We start from the raw sequence: 19,603 nt of genomic DNA, 5'->3' as shown, positions 1-19,603 counted from the left end.
GGCTGGTTGGTGCCAATAGGTGTCAAAAATAAATGGCGATCAACGGGAAGTAGAAGACATGAAACAGCAACGACGAGAAAAAATTAATTTGTTGACCCTGCGCATGCTTGGAAGAGTCGCCACAAGCGGGCTGCTGGACGTGTTGTTGCTGTGTGGATTTGTGCACGCCGGCGTCATCCATAGCCATATCGCGCTGCTGTACGGGGCCTCTGTGGTTGGCATCAACGGCTTCTTCTATCTGCTGGTCAAGAGCGGCCTCAACCGGCGCTTTAAAGACCCCAGCATGACTTTCTGGCAGTTGGTGACGGCGGTGCTGCAGCAGGCCGGTTTTGTGATCCTGGCGCCGCAAGTCGGCTACCTGTTCCTGATCAATCTGTTTCTCGTCTACACCTGCGGCGCGCTCGGTCTCAGCACTTTCCTGTATGTCATCAGTTGGCTGGTCGGTTCATTGGCGCTGCTGCTGGCCTTTGGCCTGGCCGGCACTCACTTGAGCCTTCCGGTTGCCACTTATTTCAGCCAGTTATTGGTATGTGCAACCTTCATCCTGACCTTGGGCCGGAGTATTTATCTGACCAATATGCTGAGCCGCATCCGGCGCAGGATCACGGTGAAAAATCACGAGCTGCTGCTGGCAATGCAGCGCGCGCGCGCACTGGCTACTCGCGACGAATTGACCAATATTGAAAACCGCCGGTCCTTGATGGGCATCCTGGCGATCGAGCAAAAGCGCTTCCAGCGCGGCGGGACGCCGTTCTGTATCGCGATCCTTGATCTGGATGGCTTTAAATCGGTTAACGATAATTTCGGCCATAGTGCCGGCGATCAGGTGCTCAAGACGTTTGTCGAGATCGTGCGCAATGAAATGCGCTTGAGCGACCATTTTGCGCGTTACGGCGGCGACGAGTTTGTGCTGGTGCTGACCGATACGACGGTGGAGGAAGGGGTGACTGCACTAGACCGGATCTGTGCCGGCACCGAGATGTTTGACTGGAGCAAATTCGGCAAGGGGATCGTGCTGACCACCTCGATCGGGATCACCGATTTCCGTGCCGGCGAAAGCGTCAAGGAAGCTTTCCAGCGGGCCGACATGGCCTTGTATGCGGCCAAAGCTGCCGGCCGCAATCGGGTCATGATCAGCCCTGATAGTTTTGATAATAATGACGGCGTGACCGTCACCATAAAGGGATATTGAACGCCCTGCTAGACTTCCGGTTCGCCGCCCAGCGCAAACACCAGGTCGGCCAGCATCTTGCTCAGCTCGCCGGTCATCAGCATCATGTCCGAGTCGAAGCGTTCATCGTCGTTCTTGCTGCTGGTGTCGTTGCCTTCCTTCAGCACGTCCAGCGGCGCGATGCGTTTGATCGCCAGCGATTCGGTCAGCACGAACGAAATATGATCGGCCCAGGTCATCGCCAGCCGGGTGCATTGCTTGCCGGCGGCGATATGGCGCCGGACGTCGTCAGCTTCTATCGTATGGCGGACATAGCGCACGGTGGCCTTGCCTTCGCCGGTGGCGCGTAATTCAGTGTCCTGATCGACGGTGAAGCCGTGCGGCGCTTCGTCGGCGGCCAGCCAGTTGGTCATTGACGTCAATGGCGAGTGCGCGGTGCGCAGGCCGGAGATCTGCAGCTTGTCGACCGAGGCCAGCAACAACTTCAAGATTTCTTCCGCCTTGGCCGGGCTGGACGCATCGATCACCAGCCAGCCATTGACCGGGTCGATCCAGACCCAAGTATTGCGCTGGATGCTGAAAGCGCGCGGCAGCAGCTCGTCGGTGACTTGTTCCTTGAGGTCTTTCAGTTGCTTGCGGCCGGGGGCAAAACCTTGTTGCTCCTCGATCTCGGCGGCGCGCGCCTTGGTGACCTGGTTGACGACGGTGGCCGGCAGCAATTTCTTTTCGGTGCCCAGCAAAATCATCATCTGACGATTGACGGTATGCACCAGCATGCCGTTTTCGCGCGGCGACAGCCAGCCCTGGCTTTGCAACTCCAGGCTGCTGCACTTGGCGAACGCCTGCGGCGCCAGAAACGCCTCCAGTTGTTCGGCAGAAATGGCCCACGGTGCGGGGATTCGGTAAATCTGAAGGTTCTTAAACCACATGGCGTTCCGCAAGAAAAAAGAGGCGCCATTTTACACGCTGAGACGATCCGTCGGACCGCAAAATCGCACGCAGGGTGACGTGACGATGTTGACGAATCGTCAGCGTTTCAAATGGCGATCTTGGTAAATATTAAATAACAGGGAGGGGGCAAGATTACTGCAATAGCGATCAAATAAGGATCAAATCCCCATGTCGGCCAGCCTGCGGCTGATGTCGCGCAACACGGCTTCCAGCAGCGGATGGTTGGCTGCCAGACGGGCGGAAATTTCTTGTGCGCGCATGACCAGCTCGGAGCGGATTTCGGCTTCAGGGGCCACTGCCGTCACTGTCGCGGCAGGTGTTTCGGTCGGGTTCTTTTCCAGCAGTTGTTGAATATCGCTGTCCAGCGTCTGCAACAGCGCCTTCAATTCAGCATCGACCGGACCGCTGCTTTCCAGTTCGGCGTGGAGTTTCTGGAGTGATGCCTTGATGCTGTCGATGGTCATGATGTGCAACTCCTTTGATTGGCGCGTGGACTTATCATCTCACGCCGCTCGCGGCTTCTGCAACAGCGCCTTCAAACTCGCCAGCCGGTTTTGCGGCGTGATTTGTTCTTCTTCTTTTGGTACCGCATCGCCTTCGTCCAAGCGCATTTCCTTGATGAAGCGCGACATGTCGCAATGCACGCTGTCGCCGGCGCGCTTGCGCTTTTTGCACCAGCTGACATGCAGGCTGCGCTGGGCGCGGGTGATGCCGACGTACATCAGGCGGCGTTCTTCCTCGATCCGCGCGGCGATGGTCTCGATCGGGGCGTCGGGATCGCCCTTGTGCGGCAGGATGCCTTCTTCGACGCCGATCAGGAACACGTGCGGATATTCCAGTCCCTTGGACGCGTGCAGCGTCGACATGCGCACCGCGTCGGGCTCTTCGTCGCGGCCTTCCAGCATCGACATCAGCGCCACCATCTGGGTCAGTTCGAGCAAATTCTTTTCTTCGCCGGCGCCATCCTTGCCGCCGTTGCCCTTGTCTTTCAGCCAATTGGTGAAGTCGAGCGTGTTCTGCCACTTGCCCTGCGCCTGGCGGTCGTCGAAGCAGTCGTACAGATAATGCTCGTAATTGATTTCTTTCATCATGTCGTCCAGCACCGCGGCCGCGTTCTCGCCGCTGCCGGCCGGGCCGACGCGGCTGGCGCGCGCTTCCAGTTGATTGATGAAATTGCAAAATTCGCGCAGCGGATACAGCTGGCGGTCGGTCAGCTTGGCTTCGATTCCACCCTTGAAGACGGCTTCAAACAGCGAGCACTGCCACTGTCCGGCGACCGTGCCCAGCACTTCCAGCGTGGCTTGGCCGACGCCGCGCCGCGGAGTGGTGATGGCGCGGATGAAGGCCGGATCGTCGTCGGAGTTGGCGATCAGGCGCAGGTAACTGATGATGTCCTTGATTTCGGCCTTGTCGAAAAAGCTTTGGCCGCCCGACATCACATACGGGATGCGCTCGCGGCGCAGGGCTTTTTCGAAAATGCGGGCCTGATGATTGCCGCGATATAGGATCGCGTAATCGGAAAATTTGGCGCGTCGCTCAAAGCGATGGGCGGACAGCATGATGGCCACCTGCTCGGCTTCTTGCTCGTCGTCCGCCATGGCCATTACCTTGATCGGATCGCCCAGACCGTGCTCCGACCACAACGACTTTTCAAACAGTTTCGGATTGTTGCCGATCACCGCATTCGCGGCTTGCAGGATGCGGGTTGAGGAACGGTAATTCTGCTCCAGCTTGATTACTTTCAGATCGGGAAAATCGACCTGCAGCGTTTTCAAGTTTTCGATGGTGGCGCCGCGCCAGGCGTAAATCGCCTGATCGTCGTCGCCCACGGCGGTGAACATGGGCTTCTTGCCGATCCCGGTGACCATCAATTTGACCAGTTCGTACTGGCAGGTGTTGGTATCTTGATATTCATCCACCAGCAGATAGCGCAGGCGGCGCTGCCACTTGTCGCGCACCGCCTCATTGCTGCGGAACAATTCCACCGGCAAGCGGATCAGGTCGTCGAAATCGACCGCCTGATAAGCCGCCAGCGTCGCCACATAGCTGCGGTAGATGCGGGCCGCTTGGGCCTCGTCTTCGGTGACTGCTTGCTTGATCGCCTGTTCCGGGTCGACCAGGCCGTTTTTCCACAGTGACATCGCGGTTTGGATGCGACGGATCAACTGTTTGTCGGTGGTGATCGCCAGATCTTGCACAATGGAAAAGCAATCGTCGCTATCCATGATCGAAAAGCGGTCTTTCAAGCCCAGCTCGCGCGCCTCCTGGCGCAGGATCTTGACTCCCAGCGAGTGAAAAGTGCTGACCGTAATATGTTTGGCCTGTTTCGGCTCTTTCAGCAGCTTGGCGATCCGTTCCTGCATCTCGGTTGCGGCCTTGTTGGTGAAGGTCAACGCGGCAATATGCCGCGGTTCGTAGCCGCAATCCTCGATCAAATGGGCGATTTTCTGCGTGATGACGCGGGTCTTGCCGGAGCCCGCGCCTGCCAGCACCAGGCATGGGCCGTCCATGTATTTGACGGCTGCGTACTGTGGGGCATTTAGACCGAAACCGGGAGAGGATGAGGACGACATCAGCGGCTGACCAGGAAGAAGCAAAGCGCTGTATTTTAACAGTGCGCTCAGGCGCGCAGCCGGATCGCCGAATATGGGACAATCCGCTTACTGTCATTTTTTGCCGAGCCAGCCATGAAATTCAACCATCTGATCGCCATCAACGATCCCCTCAATCCGCTGATCGACCCGCTGACGCACGAACAGCTGTGGCGCGGGCTGGTCATGCGGGCGGAACAGCCGATGTTGTTTGTCGAGCATCTGGACGATTGCCGCCTATCCGATCAATCGGCGCAGTCGGTCACGCGTGAACTGCGTTACGGCAAAGTGGTGATCCGCGATATCGTCAGCTATCTGCCGCAATTGCAGGTCCGCTACCAGGTGCCGAAGCAGCAGGACCTCAAGGCTTCCAGCCTGGTCATGACGATCGAAGAGCCGCAACCGGATTTGCTGTTCGTGCGTTTCGAGTACGAGGACGAGGCGGTCGAGCTGCAGCCGGCGGCGCAGGCCGAGCAGGATTTCTACGACGATTTCCGCCGCTCCGCCTACCAGGAAGCCGATATCGACACCATCCGCGTGATCCGAGAACTGGCCGCAGAAGGCAAGCTCGGATAAGGGCACCTCGAAAACCTACTGCGCGGCCCAATCTCGGGGCTGCGATGCTCGCCGTACAACCGTACGGCTCCGCTTCTCGCCCCGACCTTGAACCGCTCGCTACGGTTTGTCGAGACGCCCATAAAGAAGAGCTCAGCGAAAATTATTCTCCACCGCAAACTTGATCAATTCCGCCTGACCGTCGATATCCAGCTTGCGCTTGATATTCAGTCTATGGGTTTCGATGGTGCGCACGCTCAGATCCAAAGCGCGCGCAATCTGCTTGTTGGATTCGCCATTGGCGATGTGCTGCAACACCTGGCGCTCGCGCGCAGTGAGCAGCAGGCTCGGGGCCATCGGCCGCGCCAACTTGTGGGCCAGCGCCGCACTGTAATAAATCCCGCCTGAAATCACGGTTTCTATCGCATGCACGATGTCCTGGCCGGGCGCGTCCTTCAGCACATAACCGCGGGCGCCGGCCTGTATCGACTGCATTACGTACTCAGTCTTGTCGTGCATGCTCAGGATCAGCACCGCGATTTCGGGGAAGGTGGCGTGAAAACGCGCGGTCAGGTCGATGCCGTTATTGCCGCCGCCGCCGCGCAGATTGATATCCATCAGCACCAAGTCGATAGTCAGTTGCTCGGCGTGTTGCAGCGCTTCTTCGGCAGTCCCGGCCTCGGCGACCACGCTAAAGGCCGGTACCGCTTCCAGCCGCGCACGCAAGCCGTCGCGCACTAGCGGATGGTCGTCGACCAGCATGATCTTGGTGGTGGATTTATCAAGCATAAGGAGAATTTGTCGGTGAGGTGCAGGGAATCGTCGCCAGCAGGCTGGTTCCTGTCGAAGATGAGTTGAGCCGGAGTTGTCCGCCGACCGCTTCCAGCCGTTCGACCATATTGCGCAGGCCGATGCCGCGTTTCGGATTGCCATCGATTTGATCGACATCGAAGCCGGTGCCGTCGTCGCGCACGGTCAGGCTGACCGCCTGTTGATCGCCTTGCAATTGCATCACGATCCGGCTGGCCTGGGCGTGGCGTGCGATGTTGGTCAGCGCTTCCTGGGCGATGCGAAACAGTACCGTGTTGGCAACATCGGAGATGCCGTCGGTGCCGCCAGACGCGGAAAACTCGATCGGGATGCCGGCATGTTCCACCCATTCATGGGTCAGATGGTCGAGCGCAGCGGCCAGGCCGAGATCGTCCAGGATCGCCGGCCGCAGGTCCTGGGAAATGCGGCGCACCTCGCCCAGCACATGATTGAGCTGGCTGGCAGTGCGTTCGAAAGTCGCTTGTGCCGCCGCTGCCTGCCGCGCTCCGCCGCCGAGTTTGATGATGCCAGCCTCAATCTGCAGTTTGATCGAGACCAGCCACTGGCTGATGCCGTCATGCAGGTCGCGCGACAACCGGGCTCGCTCCTCCTCCTGCGAACGGACCACTCTTTGCGCCAGCACTTTGAGCTTGGCATCGGCCACCCGATGTTCGCTCAGATTCAGCACCAGCCCGGACAGTCCCACCGCCACCGCGCTGAGGATGGCGATGGCGGCAATCCACAGCATGGTGCTGCTGATATTGCCGGAAACCTGGGCATCGATCTTGTTCAGCGCCTCATCCACATCGTCCAGATAGATGCCGGTGCCCAGCATCCAGCCCCACTTCGGCAGCGCAATCACATAACCGAGTTTGGGCGCGATCTGGTGGCTGGACGGCTTTTTCCACAGGTAGCGCTCGATCCCGCCGCCGTTTTTGGCGCGTTCGATCAAGTGCTGGATGGTCAGGCTGCCGTTGACATCTTTCATGTCCCACAGATTGTGGCCGACCAGTTCCGGCTGGCGCGGGTGCATCAGGTTATTGCCCTGCATGTCATATACAAAGAAATAACCGTCGTTGCCGTAATCCAGTTTGGCCAGGATCGCCTTGGCCTCTTCCAGCGTGGCGGGATCGCTGCGGCCGGAGTCGTAAAGATGGGCAATCGAGCGCGTCGCCAGCGTTACGTAATGCTTCAGCTCGGCTTCCTTGCTGGCCAGATAAGCAGTCTGAATCTCGACGCGTTGCTGCTGTCCGAGCGAGATGGCCTGATGCCGCACCGCGAAAGCGATCGCGCACAACGCCAGAATCAGCGGTGCGATTGCCAGGAAAATAATTTTCTGCCGTAATTTCATGGCGCTACTTTACCCGTATGTCGCGCAAGCGGCGGAAGGCGCTGCGCTTTTCCGCCCTACGTCGCCTGTTCTACGTGGTACTACGTAGCTGTTTTGCGTAGTCTTTCGCTTGTTCCCGCATCCCATATGCCAAATACTGCCCGGCAGGCTTGCTCATTCCGTACTGCCAAAAACAATAATTTCTATAGGGCGCCTCGAAAAACCGTAGCGAGCGGCCCAAGGTCGGGTCGAGAAGCGCAGCCGTACTGAGGTACGGCGAGCATCACAGGCCCGAGATTGGGCTGCGCAGTAGGTTTTCCGAGGTGCCCTAAAATATTCATCCCCACCTGGGAGGAGAACAATGAATCGCTTATTGTCAAAAATGGCCTGGCTTGCGCTGGCGGTGCTCGGCGCCTTCGCGTTCGGCTACATCGGCCTGCAGCGCGGCGAATCGATCAGCGCCATCTGGATCGTGATTGCCGCGGTCTGCGTCTACCTGATCGCTTACCGTTTTTACAGCCTGTTCATTGCCGACCGGGTGCTGGGCCTGGATCCCAACCGGATGACGCCGGCCTACAAATACAACGACGGCCTGGACTACGTACCGACCAATAAAAACGTCCTGTTTGGCCATCACTTTGCCGCCATCGCCGGCGCCGGTCCGCTGGTCGGCCCGGTGCTGGCGGCGCAGATGGGTTATCTGCCCGGCGTGCTATGGATCCTGGCCGGGGTGGTGTTTGCCGGCGCGGTGCAGGATTTGATGGTGTTGTTCATCTCGACCCGGCGCGACGGCCGTTCGCTGGGCGATCTGATCAAATCCGAGTTGGGCCAGGTGCCCGGCGTGATCGCCTTGTTCGGCGCTTTCATGATCATGCTGATCATCCTGGCGGTGCTGGCCTTGATCGTGGTCAAGGCGCTGGCCGAATCGCCGTGGGGCACGTTTACCGTCGCGGTCACCATCCCCATCGCCTTGTTCATGGGCGTCTACACCCGCTACCTCCGTCCCGGCCGCATCGGCGAAGTCTCGCTGATCGGCTTCGTATTGCTGATGCTGGCGATCATCGGCGGCCAATACGTGCAGGAAAATCCGGTGCTCGGCGCGCTGTTTACGTTCACCGGCAAAGAGCTGACCTGGATGTTGATCGGCTACGGCTTCATCGCTTCAGTGTTGCCGGTCTGGCTGTTGCTGGCACCGCGTGATTATTTGTCGACCTTCCTCAAAATCGGCACCATCGTCGCCCTGGCGCTGGGCATCGTGTTTGTCGCCCCGCAACTCAAAATGCCGGCGTTCACCCAGTTCATGGACGGCTCCGGCCCGGTCTGGTCGGGCCGCCTGTTCCCGTTCCTGTTCATCACCATCGCTTGCGGCGCGGTATCCGGCTTCCATGCTTTGATCGCCTCCGGCACCACCCCGAAACTGCTGGAGAACGAACGTCACGCACGCTTCATCGGCTACGGCGCGATGCTGATGGAATCGTTCGTCGCGGTGATGGCCCTGATCGCCGCATCCTGCATTGAACCTGGCGTCTATTTTGCAATGAACAGTCCGGCCGCATTGATCGGCAGCACGGTCGATTCGGCCGCCCATGCGGTGTCGCAGTGGGGCTTCTACGTGACGCCGGAAATGCTGGCCCAGGTCGCCAAGGACGTCGGCGAACACAGCATCATTTCACGCGCCGGCGGCGCGCCGACCTTGGCGGTGGGGATGGCGCACATCCTGTCCAGCATCGGCGGCGGCAAGGTCATGATGGCGTTCTGGTATCACTTCGCGATCCTGTTCGAAGCGCTGTTCATCCTGACTGCGGTGGATGCGGGCACCCGCGCCGGCCGTTTCATGCTGCAAGATCTGCTCGGCACTTTCGTGCCGTCGATGCGCAAGATCGATTCGCTGCCGGCCAGCCTGATTGCCACCGGCCTGTGCGTCGCCGGCTGGGGCTATTTCCTGTATCAGGGCGTGGTCGATCCGCTGGGCGGGATCAATACCTTGTGGCCGCTGTTCGGGATTTCCAACCAGATGCTGGCCGGCATCGCACTGATCCTGGCGACTTGCGTCTTGTTCAAGATGAAGCGCGACCGCTTTGCCTGGGTCACGATCGTGCCGACCGTGTGGATTCTGATTTGCACCTTGACCGCCGGCTGGCAAAAAATATTCGATGCCAATCCACGGGTCGGCTTCCTGGCGCATGCGGCTAAATATAAAGCGGCATTGGCCGACGGCAAATTGCTGGCGCCGGCCAAGTCGATGGCGCAAATGCAGCAAGTGATCTTCAACGATTATGTCGATGCTGCGCTGGCCGGTATCTTCATCATGGTGTTGCTGAGCATCCTGGGCTTTGGCATCCGGACGGTGCTGGCGGCGCGCGCCGCCCATCGGCCGAGCACCAAAGAAACGCCGTTCGAATCGCTGCCGGCAAGCGCATTGCCGCAAGCCTGAGGAACCACCGATGCTGGACGAACTCGCCAAGGCCGGACGCTATCTCGGGCAAAGCATGCGGCTGATGGTCGGCGTGCCTGAATACAGCACCTATGTGACGCACATGGAAACCAACCATCCGGATCAGCCGGTGATGAGTTACGAAGAGTTTTTTCGCGAGCGCCAGGAGGCGCGCTATGGCGGCAATGGCCGGATTGGACGCTGCTGCTAAAAACATTTACCGGATTCACGCTTAAGTAAGCACTTAAGCACCCCAACATCCCATGACGATGTTTTTGCCGACTGAATTTTAGGTCGGCATTTTTTTTGCCGCTGGCGTCAGGGACTGTTGACCGTGTTTCCGCTCGGCATGCCAGAGCAGCAATAGCGCCACAATCGTATAAACCCAGTAATCGGTCGGAACCGGTCCCAGCCAGTGCTTATGCCACGGCACGTCGACTGGATTGAAGCGCGCCAGCCCGTACAGCGGATTCAGCAAAAACCAGAGCCAGTCTTCGGCAATCCAGAACAGCATGATAGAGGCCAGGATCCGGCATTCGTCGCGCCAGTTCCAGCTGCCGTTGAACCAGATCGGGTAATGAAACATCAGCGCGATGAATGGAAATACCCAGGCGTGATAACCGGTCATGGCGCGTCCGCCCCAAAAGATATCCAGCAACCAGTGGTGCTCGATGCGCCAGGTCGGCAAGCCGGTCGCCCAGCCCGCGCCGCCTTCGATCTGGATTTCCACATTGGCAAAAAAGAAAGCGGTGAGCAGCGCCCAGAAAAGCATGCCGAACAAGCGGCGGCGTGGTGTCAATTGCATGGAGATTTAAGGCTAGAGGGTTAAAGCTAGAAGAATAAGGCTAGAGGCAGGAGAAGAGATGATTTAAAACGATTTTCAGCACCTGGCGACCGGCACCTGGCCGCTGCCGTCATCCGACAGCGGCCAGGTCAGGCTGATAGACGCAAAAACATCAAGCCTTGAAAGCACCTTCAAATGCCAGCGTGCTCAAAGGCTGGCGCGGGCTCGGTGCTTCACCCGCTTGCAGGGACTCCGGCAGCAGCGCCTTGTCGCCGACTTTACCGATGGCGACCGCGATTTCAATCGCATAGTCGGCCGGCACGCCCAATACGCTGCGGGTTTTTTCCTTGTCGAAACCGGCCATGCCGTGCGCATGCCAGCCGGACAGACCGGCTTGCAGCGCCAGATAAGCCCAGGACGAACCGGCGTCGAACGAATGATAGGGGGCAGGGTGCGTGTTGGCACTGCCGGGCGGCGTGAAGGTGGTTTTCGACAGCACGATCACCAGCGCCGATGCGCCTTCGGCCCAGCTGCGGTTGAAATCGTTGAGCAAGCCCAGCAAATTGTTCCAGTGCGGCGTGCCGCGGCGAGCGAACACAAAACGCCACGGTTGCGAGTTGTAGGACGACGGCGCCCAGCGGGCGGCTTCCAGGATCGTCAGCAACTCCGCTTCGGAAATCTGGTCGCTGGCAAAAGCGCGCGGCGACCAGCGCTGGATGAATTGCGGGGCTATGGGGTGATCGGCGGTACGTGCTGCGAAATTGGTCATTGCTATTCCTGTGAACGGGGTAGAGCGGATATGAAAAATGATACAAACGGGCAAAACCGTTGCATCTTAGCAGCAGTTTTTGTCGCTTGCATTGCGTTACAAATGCGCTATTGCCCGCCGCCACGCAAGCTCAGATTGATGCGCCAAGTCGGTATAATCCAGACTGCTTAGATTTTCCGCATAACCCCGTACGGCTTCCGTACCACTGAAACCACTCTTATGCTTGCACAACAAAAACAACAGATCATCGACCTTTTCAACACCGCCTTGCAGCCGATCGTGGCCGGCACCGGGTTGCAACCAAGCGTGACGCTGGAGCGTCCGCGCGATCCGTCGCACGGCGACGTCGCCTGCAACATCGCGATGCAGCTGGCTAAACCGCTCAAGAAAAATCCGCGTGAACTGGCGCAAACGCTGGTGGCGGCGGTGCTGGCCAGCACCGAGCACGGTGATCTGATCGCGTCGGCCGAGATCGCCGGCCCCGGCTTTATCAATCTGCGCCTGACCGCAGCGGCCAAGCAGCAAGTGGTGCGGGCGGTATTGCAAGAGGCGGCAGCCTACGGCAAGAGCCAGCTCGGCGCCGGCAAAAAGGTCCTGGTGGAATTTGTTTCGGCCAATCCGACCGGACCTTTGCATGTCGGCCACGGCCGTCAGGGCGCGCTCGGCGACGCACTGTCGGCGCTGTTCCAGGCGCAGGGTTTCGATGTCACCCGCGAGTTCTATTACAACGATGCCGGGGTCCAGATCGCGACCCTCGCGACTTCGGTCCAGGCGCGCGCCAAGGGCTTCAAGCCGGGCGATGCAGAGTGGCCGGAGAGCGCCTATAACGGCGACTATATCGCCGAGATCGCCCAGGATTTCCTGGCCAAAAAGACGGTCGCCGCCAGCGATGGCGAACCGGCCACCGCCAGCGGCGATATCGAGGATATCGAATCGATCCGCAAGTTTGCCGTGACTTATCTGCGCCGCGAGCAGGATCTGGACTTGTTGGCGTTCGGCGTCAAATTCGACAACTATTACCTGGAGTCGTCTCTATATAAAGACGGCAAGGTGGCCGCCGCCGTGGACGCCCTGGTCGCCGCCGGCGTCACCTACGAGCAGGACGGCGCGCTGTGGTTGCGCACCACCGACTACGGCGACGACAAAGACCGCGTGATGAAAAAGACCGACGGCACCTACACCTACTTCGTGCCCGACGTTGCCTATCACATCACCAAATGGCAGCGCGGCTTCGGCCAGGTCATCAATATCCAGGGCAGCGACCACCACGGCACCATCGCCCGCGTCCGCGCCGGTTTGCAAGCCGTCAACATGGGGATTCCGCAAGGCTATCCGGATTACGTGTTGCACAAGATGGTGACGGTAATGAAGAACGGCGAGGAAGTGAAGATTTCCAAGCGCGCCGGTTCCTACGTCACCGTGCGCGACCTGATTGAATGGTCGACCGGCAATGACAGCGCAGCGCAGGCCGGCGACGAAGCCCCACGCGACCTGACCCGCGGCCGCGACGCGGTGCGCTTCTTCCTGATTTCGCGCAAGGCCGATACCGAGTTCGTGTTCGACGTCGATCTGGCGCTGGCCAAGTCAGATGAAAACCCGGTCTATTACGTGCAATACGCGCATGCCCGCATTTGCTCGGTACTGGCGCAATGGAACGGCGACGAGGCTGGCTTGAACGCGGTCGACCTGAGCCCGCTGACCGCGCCGCGCGAGGCCACTTTGCTGGCCAAGCTGGCCGAATATCCGGAAATGCTGCAACGCGCGCTGGAAGAGCTAGGCCCGCATCAAGTCGCCTTTTATCTGCGCGATTTGGCGGGCGAGTTGCACAGCTACTACAATGCAGAGCGCGTATTGGTCGACGATCAAGCCGTCAAAATGGCGCGTCTGGCCTTGTTGTGCGCCACCCGTCAAGTGTTGCAGAATGGTTTGGCGCTGATCGGCGTATCGGCGCCGACCCGGATGTGATTTGAATGTAACCAGGATAAGCATGAGCAAATTGAACAATAAGCAAGCTGGCGGTACTTTACTGGGATTTATTTTCGGCCTGATTATCGGCCTGGCGATAGCGGTGGTGGTGGCGATCATGATTACCAAAACGCCTACACCTTTTACCAACAAATCATCGAAGGCGGAACGGGCGTCTGAGCCGATCACCGCCGCGCCGGCAGCGACGCCGGCGCAGCTGCCCGATCCGAACAAGTCCTTGTACGGCAACAAGGAGCCGTCAAGGGAGGCCGCCAAAGCCTTTGCGCCTGCCGTGCCTGAGACCAACCACGGCGGCGAGAAAACCCCGCCCGCAGCGAAATCGCAGGACAAGTCGACCCCGGCGGCGGACAAGTCAAGCACCGACAAGGCCAAGCAAACCGCCGGCGAAATAGCCGAAGCCAAGAGCAAGCCGGAAGGCCCCAACGACGACTGGATTTACTACCTGCAGGTCGGGGCTTTCCGCGAGCAGACAGAAGCCGAGAGCGCCAGGGCCAGACTGGCATTAAACGGGTTTGAGGCGCGCATCAGTGAGCACCAGACCGACAATGGCACCTTGTTCCGGGTGCGGATCGGACCGTTTTCCCAGTTGGAAACAATGAACCGGATGCGTAGCAAGCTGTCAGATAACGGCGTCAATGCAGCCGTTGTCCGGACTGCGAAATAAGGGCAAGGTGTTGAAAAACTACTGCGCGTGCCGATTTTCGGTCTGTGGTGCTCGGCGTACTACTCGTACGGCTCCGCTCCTCGACCAAAACTCGACCCGCTCGCTACGTTTTTCAACACCCTGCTAGAAGGCTGATTTTGCTGCACCGTTAACCTGTGTAACTTCAACTCGATAGGAATTATTTTTATGCGTTTTATCCAAAAAACATTGGCCCTGGTCGGCCTTACCCTGAGTCTCGGCCTGGTCGCCGCCAGCGCCAGCGCATCGCCTGCCAACCCTGCTGCCGGTGCCGAATACACGGTGCTCGACAATCCGCAACCGACCGAGCCCGGCAAAAAGGTCGAAGTCATTGAATTCTTCGGGTATTTCTGCCCACATTGCAACGCGCTGGAACCGACGCTGGAAAGCTGGGTAGCCAAGCAAGGCGACAAGATCACTTTCAAGCGCGTACCGGTCGCTTTCGATCCGCGTTCCATACCGGAACAAAAGCTGTATTACACGCTGGAGGCAATGGGCCAGTTGGGCAAGATGCACCAGAAGGTATTCAACGCAATCCATATTCAACGGCAGCGCTTCGATAAAGACGACGCCATCATCGACTTCGCCGTCAAGCAAGGTCTGGATAAAGCCAAATTTGTCGATACCTATGGATCGTTCGGTGTGCAGACCAAGGTGACGCAAGTGGCGAAGCTGCAAGAGTATTACAAGATCGACGGCGTACCGACCATCGTGATCGACGGTCGCTTTGTGACATCGCCATCTATCGTTGGCAAGACCGCCGGTGCCGGCAAAACGGAACCTGAACTGTTCAAGTCGACCATGCAAGTGATGGACAGCCTGGTGACCAAGGTGGCGGCCGAGAAGGCTAAAACAGCAGTGGCGCCGGTCGCCAAGAAATAAGCGAACCGATCAGCATCGTCAGTCCTGAGTTTTGAAAAGTCCGTCACTCGCAAGAGGACGGACTTTTTTATTGATGCCGGCCGGTAAAGCTTTACCATGCCAACTTCGTTAACGATTGATCGATTCCATGAAACGCATATTCATCACCGGCGCCTCCAGCGGCATCGGCGCCGCGCTGGCGCAACAGTATGCCGAGCAGGGCGCGCAGCTCGGGCTGGTGGCGCGGCGCCAGCCGCAGCTGCAACAGCTGCTCGCCAGCCTGCCGCATCCCGAGCGGCATCGCCTGTACGCGCTGGATGTCACCGATCATGCCGCATTGACGGCTGCCGCCGAAGATTTCATCGCTGCCGGCGATGGCGTCGATGTGGTGATTGCCAATGCTGGGATCTCACACGGCACGCTGACCGAGCATGCCGAAGACCAGCAGGTATTCGAACAAGTGTTTGCCACCAATGTCATGGCGGCGGTCGCCACTTTCACCCCTTTTATCGCGAGCATGAAGCGGCAGGCGCAAGCCGGTCGAGATTGCCGGCTGGTCGGGATCGGCAGCGTGGCCGGCATCCGCGGCCTGCCTGGCGGCGGCGCTTACAGCGGCTCGAAAGCGGCGCTGATCAGCTATTGCGAATCGCTACGGGTTGAGTTGCGTGCCAGCGGCGTCAAGGTGGTCACCATCGTTCCCGGTTATATCGACACCCCGATGACGCAAGTGAATCGCTATAAAATGCCGTTCCTGATGCCGGTCCGGCAATTCGCGGGCAAAGCCGTCGCGGCGATCGACGCCGGCAGCAGCTATCGGGTGATACCGTGGCAAATGGGCGTGGTCGCCAAACTGTTGCGGCTGTTGCCGAACTGGCTGTACGACATGGTGTTTGCCAAGGCTCCGCATAAGGCACGCAAGCACCAAGGACACCCCTAAAAGCCTACTGCGCAGCCCAATCTCGGGGCTGCGATGCTCGCCGTACCTCCGTACGACTCCGCTTCTCGCCCCGACTTTGGGCCGCTCGCTACGGCTTTTAGAGGTGTCCTGAACTGAGTAGTTATTCCGCCGTCTTGCCGCCTTTGGCATTCGCCAGCACCGTGAAGATATCCATCGGCATCGGAAACACGATGGTGCTACTTTTGTCGCCGGCGATGTTGGTCAGCGTTTGCAGATAGCGCAACTGCATCGCTTGCGGCTGTTGCGACAGCATCTGCGCTGCTTCCAGCAGTTTGGCCGAGGCTTGCAACTCGCCCTCGGCATGAATGATTTTGGCGCGTCGTTCGCGTTCGGCCTCTGCTTGGCGGGCGATAGCGCGGATCATGGTCTCGTTGATGTCGACGTGTTTTATTTCAACGGTGGAGACCTTGATGCCCCAGGCATCGGTTTGGGTGTCGAGCACTTTCTGGATGTCGAGATTGAGCCGTTCGCGCTCGGACAGCAGTTCATCCAGCTCGTGCTTGCCGAGTACCGCTCGCAGCGTGGTCTGCGCCAGCTGGCTGGTGGCATCGAAGTACTTGACCACCTGGATCACCGATTTTTCCGGATCGACGATACGAAAATAAACCACCGCATTGACCTTGACCGAGACGTTGTCGCGCGTGATCACATCCTGCGGCGGCACATCGAACACCACCGTGCGCAAATCCACCTTCACCATTTGCTGCACCACCGGAATCAGGAAAATCAGTCCCGGTCCTTTCACTTTCCAGAAACGGCCCAGCATGAAGACCACGCCGCGTTCGTATTCGCGCAGAATGCGGAACGCCGAAATCGCCAGCAGCGCGATCACCAGCAATACCACGCCGCTGAAGCTGAATGTGAGTCCCATCGCTACTCTCCCGGTTCGACCTCATTGATCGGCGTCACGCTCAACGTCAGGCCGCTGCGCGCTGTCACTCGCACCCGCTGGCCCTTCCGCAGCGGCACCGTGCTTTGCACCCGCCATTGTTCGCTATGGACGCGGGCCCAGCCTTCGCCTGCCTGCAGGTCGTACAGCATGATGCCGGCACTGCCCAGCAAGGCTTCCTGGCCGCTGACCACCGGCCGCCGGCGGGCTTTCAGCACCAGGCTGGAAATGAAGAAAATGAACAGCGCGGTGAACGCCGCCAGAGTCACAATCAGCGACAGCGGGATGCCGAAGCCGGGCAAATCGGTATCGATCAATATCAGCGCACCGAGCGCGAAGGCGATGATGCCGCCGACGCCGATGATGCCGAAAGTGGGCAAAAACACTTCCGCCGTCAGCAATCCCATGCCCAGCAGAATCAGCGCCAGGCCGGCATAGTTGACCGGCAGCATTTGCAATGCAAACAAGCCGAGCAACAGGCAGATCGCGCCGACCACCCCCGGCAGTACGAAACCCGGGTTGGAGAATTCGAAAATCAAGCCGTAAATTCCGATCATCATCAGGATCAGGGCCATGCTCGGATTGGTGATGACCGCCAGGAACCGGTTTCTCCAATCCGGCTCTATCGTCACGATAGTCGCGCCGGCAGTCTGCAGCACGTGTTCGCCGTTGGCGGTGCTGACTTTGCGGCCGTTCAGCTTGAGCAGCAGCTCAGGCACATCGCGGGCCGAGAGGTCGATCACTTTCTGCGCCAGCGCTTCGTCCACCGACAGGCTGACCGCCTCCCGCACCGCGCGCTCGGCCCATTCGACGTTGCGTCCGCGCATCTGCGCCAGGCCGCGGATGTAGGCCGCCGCATCGTGCACCTGCTTTTTTGTCATCGCGTCTTGGGTATCGGGTTCCGCGGCCGGGGCGGATGCGGCTTTGTCGTTCTTGTCCGCGGGATTTTTGGGCGGTTCCGGCTTCATTGGATTGCCGATGCCGATCTGCACCGGGGTGGCCGCGCCCAGATTGGTGCCGGGCGCCATGGCCGCGATGTGGCTGGCGTACAGGATATAAGTGCCGGCGCTGGCGGCGCGGGCGCCGCCCGGTGCGACATAGCTGGCGACCGGCACCGGCGAGGCCAGGATGGCCTGGATAATCTGGCGCATCGAACTATCCAGCCCGCCCGGCGTATCCATCCGCAGCACCACCAGCTGCGCCCCTTCGGTTTTTGCCCGCAGGATGCCGCGCGTGACAAAATCGGCGCTGGCCGGGCCGATCGCGCCGACCAGCGGGATCACCACGACGGGCGCGGCATGGCCCGCGCTCAGGGTGAGCCAGAAGCACACCAATGCCAGGGTTTTCAGACACTTCAGCATGATTGCTCGAAGCAGCGAAATTGAAGGGGGGAACTCGTTTAATTATTGCAGAAATCCAAATAAACGAAAGTTTTGTTTAGTTGGCTGGTAAGGGAACGGGGCGGCGAGCGTCGCCCCGATGTGTTTGCGGAAAAGATAGCAGGACAGCTTTAAAAACTGCGTATCTGATCCTGGACGATCCTGATCCCGTTGTCGCCGGCAAGCCGCTCGACCAGTTGTCTTTGCGCTCTTTGCCACAGTTGATTGCTGTCTTCCAGATAGCCATCGGTCCTGGTCCGGTATCTGCCGCTGTCCGGGACGTTGCCGTAATAGCTGGTGGTGGTGCGGCGGCTTTCCGCGACTTCGTTGAGCTGGGTGTTCAGATTGGCATTTCTGGCGAAGCTCAGATCCAGCGTGGCCTGGCAGGCGGTTTCTTCGACCGTGACCCTGCGGTTGAATCGATAGGTCCGGACCGCCTTGCTGCCGTCCGGATTTTTGACTTCGACATTTTCGCTCACGGCCTCGACGTACTCCCTGAAACTCGGCGGATAGTAGCGGTACGTGCTGTTGATATACACCGCCAGATCGGCGTTTTCGCCCGGCCGGGACTGGAACCTGGTGAAGCCGAGATCCAGCAGGCCCATCACTGTTCTGGTGAGCTCGCCGTCCTGGTCGTTGCTGTTCATCTGCACCACGACGATGCCCAGCGCCTTGTATTTGTCGGCCAGCGGCTGCGCATCCTTGTAGCTGCCGTGCGCCCGATACACCTCGTAGGCTTGCTGGAACGCCAGCCCGGCGTCCCGGTAGCGGCTCTTGCTGCGCTGCGGATTATTGCCGGCAAGTTCCACACCTTGCTTGTAATACCGGTCCGCATCCAGATTGTCGGCCGCAAACAGGTATTTCTCGGACTGCTTTTTTGCGTCCTTGTAGTCGCCGTATTTTTGATAGGTATCGACCGCGGCGGCAAAGCTGATCGCCGCCAGCCTGTCGTTCTTGAAAGCGGCGGCGGTTTTGGCCTTGGCATAGTATTCGCCAGCCAGTTTTTCCCGCAGCGAGGCGTCGGAATACTTGCTCGCCAGATCGGTATACCTGGCTGCGTAGTTCCGGCTTGCCAGCAAAGTCCTGATCTCTAGCAGATCGCTATAGGCGTTTATTTTCTTGTCATATTCATGCTCGTTGGTGTTGCGGATGATGTTGTCGTAATTGGCCTCCATCAGGCGGAAGCGTTCGCTGACGCCTATCCTGTCTTGGGCGTCGTCGTAATCGCCTTTCTGGTATTTCTTGTCCAGATAGGCGACGGTCGATTTCACGCTGGCGACATAGTCGCCGCCTTCGAATTGCGAGATGGCGGTCGAGAGCGAGGCGCACGCCGACAAGATCAATGCCAGCACGCAGAGCAAGCAGGTGTTTATTGCTGTTTTCATATTTGGTTTCCTTCCACTTTTTGGGGATGGTAGCTGCATATCCGTATTTGATATAGAGCAACATGCTG

18 protein-coding genes are annotated in these 19,603 nt (G+C 59.1%); 8 read left to right on the top strand and 10 right to left on the bottom strand.

Going from position 1 to position 19,603, the window contains the following annotated elements; translation table 11 throughout:
* The first annotated feature begins 58 nt into the window (after positions 1-58).
* Positions 59-1,192 (top strand): GGDEF domain-containing protein, encoded by a 1,134-nt coding sequence (locus tag ACFPM8_RS04325; protein WP_378995321.1) that lies wholly within the window; start codon positions 59-61, stop codon positions 1,190-1,192.
* 8 nt (positions 1,193-1,200) lie between these two features.
* On the opposite strand, the gene ACFPM8_RS04320 is transcribed toward ACFPM8_RS04325, so the two are convergent.
* The 3 genes from ACFPM8_RS04320 to ACFPM8_RS04310 all read right to left on the bottom strand — a co-directional run bounded on the left by ACFPM8_RS04320 (position 1,201) and on the right by ACFPM8_RS04310 (position 4,695).
* Positions 1,201-2,100: a recombination-associated protein RdgC gene (locus ACFPM8_RS04320; protein ID WP_378995319.1), complete on the bottom strand. Its 900-nt coding sequence runs from the start codon at positions 2,098-2,100 to the stop codon at positions 1,201-1,203.
* A gap of 180 nt (positions 2,101-2,280) precedes the next feature.
* Complete coding sequence (locus ACFPM8_RS04315; protein WP_378995317.1) at positions 2,281-2,586, bottom strand: DUF4404 family protein; 306 nt, start codon at positions 2,584-2,586, stop codon at positions 2,281-2,283.
* A 39-nt stretch (positions 2,587-2,625) separates the two neighbouring features.
* Positions 2,626-4,695 carry a UvrD-helicase domain-containing protein gene (locus ACFPM8_RS04310; RefSeq protein ID WP_378995315.1) on the bottom strand — a complete coding sequence of 690 codons (2,070 nt, stop codon included), beginning with the start codon at positions 4,693-4,695 and terminating at the stop codon, positions 2,626-2,628.
* 114 nt (positions 4,696-4,809) lie between these two features.
* Here ACFPM8_RS04310 and ACFPM8_RS04305 point away from each other — a divergent pair, with 114 nt between their 5' ends.
* Complete coding sequence (locus ACFPM8_RS04305) at positions 4,810-5,289, top strand: SRPBCC family protein (protein ID WP_378995313.1); 480 nt, start codon at positions 4,810-4,812, stop codon at positions 5,287-5,289.
* Positions 5,290-5,421: 132 nt separating this feature from the next.
* On the opposite strand, the gene ACFPM8_RS04300 is transcribed toward ACFPM8_RS04305, so the two are convergent.
* Complete coding sequence (locus tag ACFPM8_RS04300) at positions 5,422-6,057, bottom strand: response regulator (protein ID WP_378995311.1); 636 nt, start codon at positions 6,055-6,057, stop codon at positions 5,422-5,424.
* Complete coding sequence (locus tag ACFPM8_RS04295) at positions 6,050-7,429, bottom strand: cache domain-containing protein (RefSeq protein WP_378995309.1); 1,380 nt, start codon at positions 7,427-7,429, stop codon at positions 6,050-6,052. The genes ACFPM8_RS04300 and ACFPM8_RS04295 overlap by 8 nt, the downstream gene beginning before the upstream one ends.
* Before the next feature lie 340 nt (positions 7,430-7,769).
* Between ACFPM8_RS04295 and ACFPM8_RS04290 the strand changes: the two genes are divergently transcribed.
* Positions 7,770-9,842: a carbon starvation CstA family protein gene (locus ACFPM8_RS04290; RefSeq protein WP_378995307.1), complete on the top strand. Its 2,073-nt coding sequence runs from the start codon at positions 7,770-7,772 to the stop codon at positions 9,840-9,842.
* Between the two features lie 10 nt (positions 9,843-9,852).
* A complete protein-coding gene (locus tag ACFPM8_RS04285) occupies positions 9,853-10,053 on the top strand; it encodes a YbdD/YjiX family protein (RefSeq protein WP_378995305.1) in 201 nt (66 codons plus the stop codon).
* Positions 10,054-10,131: 78 nt separating this feature from the next.
* Here the strand turns inward: ACFPM8_RS04285 and ACFPM8_RS04280 are convergent, their stop codons facing one another.
* Entirely contained in the window at positions 10,132-10,647 is a 516-nt protein-coding gene (locus tag ACFPM8_RS04280; RefSeq protein WP_378995303.1) for a hypothetical protein, read from the bottom strand.
* Positions 10,648-10,798: 151 nt separating this feature from the next.
* Complete coding sequence (locus tag ACFPM8_RS04275; protein WP_378995301.1) at positions 10,799-11,395, bottom strand: nitroreductase family protein; 597 nt, start codon at positions 11,393-11,395, stop codon at positions 10,799-10,801.
* Positions 11,396-11,614: 219 nt separating this feature from the next.
* On the opposite strand from ACFPM8_RS04275, the gene argS reads away from it, so the two are divergent.
* From argS to ACFPM8_RS04255, 4 genes are all read left to right on the top strand, one after another.
* Positions 11,615-13,360 (top strand): arginine--tRNA ligase, encoded by a 1,746-nt coding sequence (argS, locus tag ACFPM8_RS04270; RefSeq protein WP_378995299.1) that lies wholly within the window; start codon positions 11,615-11,617, stop codon positions 13,358-13,360.
* A 22-nt stretch (positions 13,361-13,382) separates the two neighbouring features.
* Positions 13,383-14,045, top strand: a complete 663-nt coding sequence (locus ACFPM8_RS04265) for an SPOR domain-containing protein (RefSeq protein ID WP_378995297.1) — start codon at positions 13,383-13,385, stop codon at positions 14,043-14,045.
* A 186-nt stretch (positions 14,046-14,231) separates the two neighbouring features.
* Positions 14,232-14,945 carry a thiol:disulfide interchange protein DsbA/DsbL gene (locus ACFPM8_RS04260; RefSeq protein WP_378995294.1) on the top strand — a complete coding sequence of 238 codons (714 nt, stop codon included), beginning with the start codon at positions 14,232-14,234 and terminating at the stop codon, positions 14,943-14,945.
* 127 nt (positions 14,946-15,072) lie between these two features.
* Positions 15,073-15,861 carry an SDR family oxidoreductase gene (locus ACFPM8_RS04255; RefSeq protein ID WP_378995292.1) on the top strand — a complete coding sequence of 263 codons (789 nt, stop codon included), beginning with the start codon at positions 15,073-15,075 and terminating at the stop codon, positions 15,859-15,861.
* 121 nt (positions 15,862-15,982) lie between these two features.
* Here the strand turns inward: ACFPM8_RS04255 and ACFPM8_RS04250 are convergent, their stop codons facing one another.
* The 3 genes from ACFPM8_RS04250 to ACFPM8_RS04240 form a co-directional block, all read right to left on the bottom strand.
* On the bottom strand, positions 15,983-16,753 hold the full coding sequence (locus ACFPM8_RS04250; protein WP_378995290.1) for a slipin family protein: 771 nt from the start codon (positions 16,751-16,753) through the stop codon (positions 15,983-15,985).
* Positions 16,754-16,755: 2 nt separating this feature from the next.
* On the bottom strand, positions 16,756-18,132 hold the full coding sequence (locus ACFPM8_RS04245) for an NfeD family protein (RefSeq protein WP_378995288.1): 1,377 nt from the start codon (positions 18,130-18,132) through the stop codon (positions 16,756-16,758).
* Positions 18,133-18,281: 149 nt separating this feature from the next.
* On the bottom strand, positions 18,282-19,535 hold the full coding sequence (locus ACFPM8_RS04240) for a hypothetical protein (protein ID WP_378995287.1): 1,254 nt from the start codon (positions 19,533-19,535) through the stop codon (positions 18,282-18,284).
* Positions 19,536-19,603 lie beyond the last annotated feature (68 nt).

Origin of the sequence: Paraherbaspirillum soli (assembly GCF_042654985.1) — a bacterium.
Lineage (GTDB): Bacteria > Pseudomonadota > Gammaproteobacteria > Burkholderiales > Burkholderiaceae_D > Paraherbaspirillum > Paraherbaspirillum soli.
Note: the sequence above shows the minus strand (reverse complement) of the source record. Positions and strands in the feature narration are given on the sequence as shown.

Coding starts and splice junctions, on each gene's coding strand:
- ACFPM8_RS04325 (WP_378995321.1), top strand. CDS start 59: ATGAAACAGCAACGACGAGAAAAAATTAATTTGTTGACCCTGCGCATG.
- ACFPM8_RS04320 (WP_378995319.1), bottom strand. CDS start 2,100: ATGTGGTTTAAGAACCTTCAGATTTACCGAATCCCCGCACCGTGGGCC.
- ACFPM8_RS04315 (WP_378995317.1), bottom strand. CDS start 2,586: ATGACCATCGACAGCATCAAGGCATCACTCCAGAAACTCCACGCCGAA.
- ACFPM8_RS04310 (WP_378995315.1), bottom strand. CDS start 4,695: ATGTCGTCCTCATCCTCTCCCGGTTTCGGTCTAAATGCCCCACAGTAC.
- ACFPM8_RS04305 (WP_378995313.1), top strand. CDS start 4,810: ATGAAATTCAACCATCTGATCGCCATCAACGATCCCCTCAATCCGCTG.
- ACFPM8_RS04300 (WP_378995311.1), bottom strand. CDS start 6,057: ATGCTTGATAAATCCACCACCAAGATCATGCTGGTCGACGACCATCCG.
- ACFPM8_RS04295 (WP_378995309.1), bottom strand. CDS start 7,429: ATGAAATTACGGCAGAAAATTATTTTCCTGGCAATCGCACCGCTGATT.
- ACFPM8_RS04290 (WP_378995307.1), top strand. CDS start 7,770: ATGAATCGCTTATTGTCAAAAATGGCCTGGCTTGCGCTGGCGGTGCTC.
- ACFPM8_RS04285 (WP_378995305.1), top strand. CDS start 9,853: ATGCTGGACGAACTCGCCAAGGCCGGACGCTATCTCGGGCAAAGCATG.
- ACFPM8_RS04280 (WP_378995303.1), bottom strand. CDS start 10,647: ATGCAATTGACACCACGCCGCCGCTTGTTCGGCATGCTTTTCTGGGCG.
- ACFPM8_RS04275 (WP_378995301.1), bottom strand. CDS start 11,395: ATGACCAATTTCGCAGCACGTACCGCCGATCACCCCATAGCCCCGCAA.
- argS (WP_378995299.1), top strand. CDS start 11,615: ATGCTTGCACAACAAAAACAACAGATCATCGACCTTTTCAACACCGCC.
- ACFPM8_RS04265 (WP_378995297.1), top strand. CDS start 13,383: ATGAGCAAATTGAACAATAAGCAAGCTGGCGGTACTTTACTGGGATTT.
- ACFPM8_RS04260 (WP_378995294.1), top strand. CDS start 14,232: ATGCGTTTTATCCAAAAAACATTGGCCCTGGTCGGCCTTACCCTGAGT.
- ACFPM8_RS04255 (WP_378995292.1), top strand. CDS start 15,073: ATGAAACGCATATTCATCACCGGCGCCTCCAGCGGCATCGGCGCCGCG.
- ACFPM8_RS04250 (WP_378995290.1), bottom strand. CDS start 16,753: ATGGGACTCACATTCAGCTTCAGCGGCGTGGTATTGCTGGTGATCGCG.
- ACFPM8_RS04245 (WP_378995288.1), bottom strand. CDS start 18,132: ATGCTGAAGTGTCTGAAAACCCTGGCATTGGTGTGCTTCTGGCTCACC.
- ACFPM8_RS04240 (WP_378995287.1), bottom strand. CDS start 19,535: ATGAAAACAGCAATAAACACCTGCTTGCTCTGCGTGCTGGCATTGATC.